Below are 6,031 nucleotides of genomic sequence, written 5' to 3' on the forward strand. Positions count from 1 at the left end.
ACCCCGAGGGCCCGCAAGGCCGGACCGTGGTCCACCGCGACCAGGGCGGCGGCGCCGGCCAGGAGTCCGCGCCAGCCGGCCGTCACCGCCCGGCGGGCCGGCCGGGGCAGCCCGGCCAGCCCCTCCCGCAGGCGCAGGCAGTGGAAGGGGACGTGCCGCTCCTCGTCCGCCAGGATCCGGCCCGCGACCTCGGTGGTCAGCCGGTCGGTGGCGCCGTCGCGCAGGGCCCGGTAGTAGCCCAGGGCCACCGCCTCGGCGATCATCAGCACCAGCAGCTCCATCCGTAGCCCGAGCAGTCGCCGGACCCGGACGAAGGCCGCGTCGCTCCAGTGGCCGTCGAGGGTGGTGGCCCCGCCGGCCGCCAGCAGCAGCTTCAGCATGCGCGCGTGGTTCTGTTCCTCGGCGATGAAGAGCCGGACCGCGTCGGAGTAGACCGGATCACCCGCGAGGTCGGCCTTGGCCGTGAGTGCGGAGCCGTCGCCGTCCTCGCCGACCTGGAACTTCTGGATACTGCGGACGATCTCGGCCGGCAGCTGCGCGCCCTTCCCCCAGTCGGGGTCGCCCAGAGCCGCTCGGCGCTCCCGCCGGGCCTCGAACTCGCCCACCCATGCCCCGTACTCGGTTTTGATCATGTTCGACAATCTAGCGACTGTTGAGCGCGTTCAAAAGTGTGGGACTGTCATGGCCGCGTAACGAAACGCGGTGGACCGCACTCCCGGCCCGCCTCGCGAGCGGGGGAGGCCCGGACGGTGGGTGGGGGGGCGACACCCGTAGGTCAGACAGGTTCCTCCGGGATTTCTCCCACCTGGTATGCGGCCTTCGTGAGCATTTCCGCGGTCACCCTGACCCCGGTGAAGCGCTCGGTCAGCGCCAGGACCGCCGCCTTGCTGTCGACATCGGGATCTTCATCCCCGAACGGGTTGAGGCCCACCTCCAGCATGAGGGAGTTGAGCGCATCGGGAGTGCTGCCGGTCCGGTCCGAGGGCCACTCGAAGGTGGTCCTCAACTCGCCCTCCTCGTACCAGTGAAAGAAGTCCATCGGCTTCCCCCCGTTGCTGGAATGGGAGACGGCACGTGTTCCGGCGGAGAGTGCCTCCATGAGGGTCGGGCGCGTGCCCAGATCGCCTCCGAACTCCAGGGCGAGTGTCCAGTCCCCGCCCTCCCCTTCCACGGTGAAGGCTCCGGCGAGGAAGGCTTCGGGCCACTTCTCGAATCCGTTCAGGAACTCCTCATGCTCCTCGATGAACTCGTGGAGGTCCTCGCACACACCGCGCGGCTCGACCCCCACGATCCGGAACAACTCCGTGGGTGAGACTCCCCGCACCAGCGTCAGGGTGTACCCGACCTCCAGTGCGTAGGCGAACAGCGAGCCCGGGGAACGTATCCAGCCGTAATCGGCCGCGGTGGCGGTAGTCATCGGAGCATCCTGCCGGCGCCCACTGACACCGGGGTGCGAGCCCTCCGCCGCACCGGGCCGGGACGGGGCTCAGACCGTCGCGGCGGGTGGCGAATTGATCGCGCCGAAGGGGATGTGGACGCTCGGAGTGCCTTGGGCGGTGCCGTTGAGATTGGCGACCTGGTCGTCGAAGAAGATGTGCGGGTCGAGGGCTTTCATGACCGGGGCCTTGTCGATGCCGCCGAGGAAGAAGGCGTCGTTGACCCGCAGCCCCCACGTCTTCAGGCTCATCAGGGCGCGTTCATGAGAGGGGGCATCCCGAGCGGTGACCAGCGAGACGCGCAGGCGGGGCCGGTACACGGAATCCCTGCGGCGCCGCGCCTCCTCAAGACGCTGGATGCGGTTGATGCCGGCCAGGAAGTCCCGTAGCGGTCCCGGATCGTGAGGGGTGGCGGCATGGCGGACTTCGTGTGCGCGGAACTCGTCGACCCCACCGCGCTGGTAGACCAGCTCGGCCGTGTCGTTCGCCACCACTCCGTCGAAGTCGAAGGCGATACGGAGTTCGGGGTCGCTCTCGTCGTCGACATGCCCCGTTCCGAGTACGTGTCCCGCAGGCAGCCCGGCCGCGACCGCGTCCCGGATGTCAGGTCCCTCGGCCGACAGGAACAGCGACATGTTGAGCGCCGGCATGAACTGGTGCGAGGGGCGGCCCTGCCGAAAGACCGCCCGACTGATCGGCAGGTCGTGGGCTTTGATCGAACGCATGACACGCATCCCGGTGTCGGGGTCGTTGCGCGAGAGGATGATGACCTCGACCAGGGGGTCGGCCTGGTCCGTGAGGTCGTTCAACGACAGCAGGCGTCTGACGAAGGGGAACGCCACTCCTTTGGCCAGAAGTTCGTCGACATGCGTCTCCTGGTAGGTCCGGTAGGCATCCTCGCCCTGATCCCGAAACACCGCGTCGCAGTCGGTCAGGTCGAACAGGGCGCTGGAAGCGATCCCGACCACCAGGCGATCGGACAGGTCGTACCTCATGGCGCCCCCTGCTGACACATGTGTGTCGTCGGGAGGCTTATCACCCTGGGACAGCTGCCGGAAACGTCTTCCGATCCACCCCGTTCGAGTTGCCGAGATCGTCGTGGGCGGCCTGGTGAGTACGGACGCGGCCGGCCAGACCACGCTGCGGCCCGCCGTCTATATCCGGCCGGCACCCGGGTGCCGATCGGGATGTACCGCCTGGAGGGTGCCGGGCCGGCCGAACGCGCGGTGCTGGCACGGAAGGTCGGCCACGTGGTCATGCCCCGCTCCAGGGTGGCCGTCCTCACCATCCCCGAGGACGTCTTCCGCCTGGTCGCCGAGGCGCCCCCGGAAGGTGAGCCCTCCTACTGCCTGGGCGTTCCCGGAATCGACCGACGCGTCACGTAAGGGTGTCCTGACCCCGCTGGCCGGGCCGCCGCGGGTCGGCGGACCGGACCGGCCGTCGATAGGGTCGGTTGCCGATGCGAGGGCTGGGAGTACGAGGTGGGCATGAGGATTCATCGTCCGGGGCGGCCGGAGGACCTTCCGGAAGCGAGCGTGTTGTGGGCGCGCTGGGCCGCGCTTGCCGTGGCGACCTGGAACGCCGAGGAGGAGAAGGAGCGCTTCCGGTCCGGGTACTGGCTCGGCGGCGGCGACGACCTGCGGTACGACGACGGTGCCTGCAGCCGGTGGGTGCTGATCCGGGCCGATGGCGGCCGCGCCGTTCTCCTCGGGCAGGACGATTCCAGCAAGGTCGGACGGTACGCGCCGCCGATCGACCTCCTGGCCGGGGCGCCCGGGTGGGTGCGCGGTGAACGGGTGCGGGACCTGTCGGAGCAAGGAAGGGTCGAGTGCGTCTACTGGTTCGAGGACGGTTCCTGGCACCGTGCGCCGTACCCCCATGACCTTCATGACGACGGGCTGGACTGCGGGATCGGCCATCTGACCACGCGTGACCTCGCCGTCGAAGCGCTCTGCGCGCTGTTCGAGTTCGACGACGACTGCGAAGGCGCCGTGGAGGCCTGCGAGCGGTTCTTGGAGCACGCGGAGCGGGGCACGGTCACCGGCGAGGCCGTACGCGCCTTCGCCGATGCGGTGTTCCGGATCCAGACCGCGTACGAACTGCTCTGGCCGAAGATCCCGGTCGCCCGTTCGGAGACGGACCTTGCCGCGATGACCGCGCTCGTGCGCTGGAGGTGACGCCGCCGCGGGCGTCCCCGCTCCGGCCGCTCGGTGGCCGGGACACCGCAGGGAAGCCCGCCCCTCGGGCGCGCCGGACCGGTGTGCACCGTCGGTGGTACGCGCGGGCGAGGGACGGGGCGACGGGAGCCGGTGTCAGGCCGTGGCCGGGGCGACGGGCTCCGGGGATTCCGGGGACTCAGGGGTTTCGGCGGCGCCGGCGCCGGCGTCGGGGTGGGGGATGCGGTGCAGCCCCCTGCGGTCGTAGAGCCGGGTCACGGCGAAGCCGAAGATCAGCGCGGCGACGAGAGCGACACCCATCGAGGCCCAGGCCCGCGTGAGGCCCGCGTCGGCCCGGGCTCCGTAGTAGAGCAGGGAGCGCAGGCCCTCGGTGATCTGGCGCAGCGGCTCGAATTCGGCGAGGGCGCGGAAGAACCCGGGCAGCGCCTGGACGGGCACGGTGGCGCCGGAGGAGGGTACGGCCATGGCGACGAAGACGATGGTGGCCAGCAGCATGCCGGGCGTACCGAAGGCCGCGAACAGGGCCAGGCTTCCGATGCCCACCACCGCGATGGTGGCGACCGAGTAGAGCCACAGCAGGCCCAAATGGGAGGCGTCCATGTCGAGGATGCCGACCGTGGCCACCTCGACCAGGGTGCCCATCACCAGTGACAGGCCGAGCATGAGCGCGATGCCGATGGCCAGGGTGCGGACGCGACTGGTGTGCTGAACGGGTTCGCGCTTGCGGATGGGGCCGAAATCGGTGTGCAGGTAGCCGAGCGCGGTGTCGACCTGGGAGTTGACCACGTTGGCGCCGAGCATGCCGCAGACGACCAGGACCAGTGCGTAGTAGAAGGCGCTCAGACCCATGGCGCTGCGGGCGCCGACGGGGTGGCCGTCGGCGACCGTCACGGTCACCGGGTCGGCCAGCTTCAGCTGGGCGGCCGTCGGGAGCGGGGTCTTCTGGGCGCCGGCCTGCTTGAGGAGCTCCTGGCCGAGCTGGGCGGAGGCGGCGTGGGCGGCCTTCTGGGCGGCCTGGGAGGACATGGAGGAGCCGATGCTGCCAGCAGCCTGGTTGGTCAGCACGGTCAGGGTCGGCGGGGCGGCCCGGCCCTGGGGCGCGGGCTGCGGGGCGGTGAGGGCGGCCACCGTGGCGGAGTAGTCGGCGGGTATGACGAGGGCGCCGTAGACCTTGCCCCGGCCCAGCCGCTTGTCGGCCTCCGCGCGGGTGACGACCTGCCAGTCGATGCTCCTGTCTCCCTCGGCGGCCTTACGGATGCCGGAGACGATCTGCTCGCCCAGGTTGACGGGGCGGCCGTTCACGTCGGCTCCGCTGTCGCTGTTGACCAGGGCCACGGGCAGGTCGCGCAGGTTGCCCTTGGGGTTGACGTTGCCACCGACGTAGAGCAGGGCGAACAGCATCGAGACCACCGCCGCGATGAGTCCCGTTCCGATCCACAGCTGGGGTCGGCGGAGCACGGAGGGGGGCGTGGGGTGAGGCATCGATTCTCCGGTGCGGCTGCGTTCCGAGGGTTGGATACTTATGGTATCCAGTAGCTGGATAGTGGCAGTATCTTGCTGTGGTGTCCAATCGCCGACGACGGATACCGGACCGGCCGCATGACCAGCAGGGAAGCCCTATGAAGATCTCGGAGCTCAGCCGGCGGACCGGCGTGCCGGTCGCCAGCATCAAGTACTTCCTTCGGCAGGGACTGCTCCCCGCGGGGCGGGCCACGGCCGCGACCCTGGCCGAGTACGGGGAGGACCACGTGCAGCGGCTGCGGCTGATCAAGGCACTGACCACGCTCGGCGGCCTGTCCATCGCCGCGACCCGTGAGGTGCTCGGGGCCGTCGACCAGGCCCACAGCTCCGAGAGCGCCCTCGGAGCGGTCAGCTACGCGCTCCCCGTGCCGGTGGCGGCCCAGGGCGCCGCGGGTCAGGGGGCGGAGGCCGAAGCCGACACGACGACTGCCGGCGCCGAGGTGGCCGAGCTCCTCGCGGACCTGGACTGGCAGGCACCCAGCACGTCGCCGCATGTGAAGGGGCTGACGGGGGCACTGGAGGAACTGCGCCGGCTGGACGCCCAGTACGCCCCTGGCGAGCTCGCCGCCTACGCGAAGCTCGCGGAGTCCGTGGCCCGGCTGGACCTGGAGCGCGCGGCCGGCCTGGACGACCCGGTGGCTCTGGCCGAGCGGGCCGTCATCGTCTTCGCGATCTGCGCCCCGGTGTTCGAGCTGCTGCGGCGTCTCGCGCAGGAGGACCAGGTCAGGCGCCGGGTCGCGGGTACCGACCGCGGCGGACGTGACGACACGCTCCCGTAGCGTGCGCGCCGGCTCACCGGGGGCCGTCACGGATCAGACGGAGCCGACGCCTCCAGCCGCGTAGAAGCCGGTGCTCGGCGCCTCAGGGCAGGTGGTTCGGGCGGGTGGGGAGGGGGTC

General features: G+C 70.7%; 7 protein-coding genes. 3 read left to right on the top strand and 4 right to left on the bottom strand.

Annotation, left to right across the window (positions count from 1 at the left end; translation table 11 throughout):
- The 3 genes from ACWGIU_RS26825 to ACWGIU_RS26835 form a co-directional block, all read right to left on the bottom strand.
- A partial coding sequence (locus ACWGIU_RS26825) for a ferritin-like domain-containing protein (protein ID WP_453709905.1) occupies nucleotides 1-632 on the bottom strand: 632 nt, incomplete at its 3' end.
- Between the two features lie 143 nt (nucleotides 633-775).
- Complete coding sequence (locus ACWGIU_RS26830) at nucleotides 776-1,417, bottom strand: DUF6461 domain-containing protein (protein ID WP_453709907.1); 642 nt, start codon at nucleotides 1,415-1,417, stop codon at nucleotides 776-778.
- A gap of 69 nt (nucleotides 1,418-1,486) precedes the next feature.
- The gene (locus ACWGIU_RS26835; protein ID WP_453709909.1) at nucleotides 1,487-2,431 is read right to left on the bottom strand and encodes a 5'-nucleotidase; all 945 of its coding nucleotides are present in this window, start codon (nucleotides 2,429-2,431) and stop codon (nucleotides 1,487-1,489) included.
- 192 nt (nucleotides 2,432-2,623) lie between these two features.
- On the opposite strand from ACWGIU_RS26835, the gene ACWGIU_RS26840 reads away from it, so the two are divergent.
- Both ACWGIU_RS26840 and ACWGIU_RS26845 read left to right on the top strand, forming a co-directional pair.
- Nucleotides 2,624-2,821, top strand: coding sequence for a hypothetical protein (locus ACWGIU_RS26840; RefSeq protein ID WP_453709911.1), 198 nt, complete (start codon nucleotides 2,624-2,626; stop codon nucleotides 2,819-2,821).
- Nucleotides 2,822-2,923: 102 nt separating this feature from the next.
- Nucleotides 2,924-3,613: a hypothetical protein gene (locus tag ACWGIU_RS26845; protein WP_453709913.1), complete on the top strand. Its 690-nt coding sequence runs from the start codon at nucleotides 2,924-2,926 to the stop codon at nucleotides 3,611-3,613.
- Nucleotides 3,614-3,748: 135 nt separating this feature from the next.
- Here the strand turns inward: ACWGIU_RS26845 and ACWGIU_RS26850 are convergent, their stop codons facing one another.
- Nucleotides 3,749-5,095 (bottom strand): YhgE/Pip family protein, encoded by a 1,347-nt coding sequence (locus tag ACWGIU_RS26850; protein WP_453709915.1) that lies wholly within the window; start codon nucleotides 5,093-5,095, stop codon nucleotides 3,749-3,751.
- A 137-nt stretch (nucleotides 5,096-5,232) separates the two neighbouring features.
- On the opposite strand from ACWGIU_RS26850, the gene ACWGIU_RS26855 reads away from it, so the two are divergent.
- A complete protein-coding gene (locus ACWGIU_RS26855) occupies nucleotides 5,233-5,913 on the top strand; it encodes a MerR family transcriptional regulator (protein ID WP_453709917.1) in 681 nt (226 codons plus the stop codon).
- The last annotated feature ends 118 nt before the right edge of the window (nucleotides 5,914-6,031 follow it).

The sequence above is a fragment of the Streptomyces sp. NPDC054840 genome (assembly GCF_053611065.1).

Coding starts and splice junctions, on each gene's coding strand:
- ACWGIU_RS26830 (WP_453709907.1), bottom strand. CDS start 1,417: ATGACTACCGCCACCGCGGCCGATTACGGCTGGATACGTTCCCCGGGC.
- ACWGIU_RS26835 (WP_453709909.1), bottom strand. CDS start 2,431: ATGAGGTACGACCTGTCCGATCGCCTGGTGGTCGGGATCGCTTCCAGC.
- ACWGIU_RS26840 (WP_453709911.1), top strand. CDS start 2,624: ATGTACCGCCTGGAGGGTGCCGGGCCGGCCGAACGCGCGGTGCTGGCA.
- ACWGIU_RS26845 (WP_453709913.1), top strand. CDS start 2,924: ATGAGGATTCATCGTCCGGGGCGGCCGGAGGACCTTCCGGAAGCGAGC.
- ACWGIU_RS26850 (WP_453709915.1), bottom strand. CDS start 5,095: ATGCCTCACCCCACGCCCCCCTCCGTGCTCCGCCGACCCCAGCTGTGG.
- ACWGIU_RS26855 (WP_453709917.1), top strand. CDS start 5,233: ATGAAGATCTCGGAGCTCAGCCGGCGGACCGGCGTGCCGGTCGCCAGC.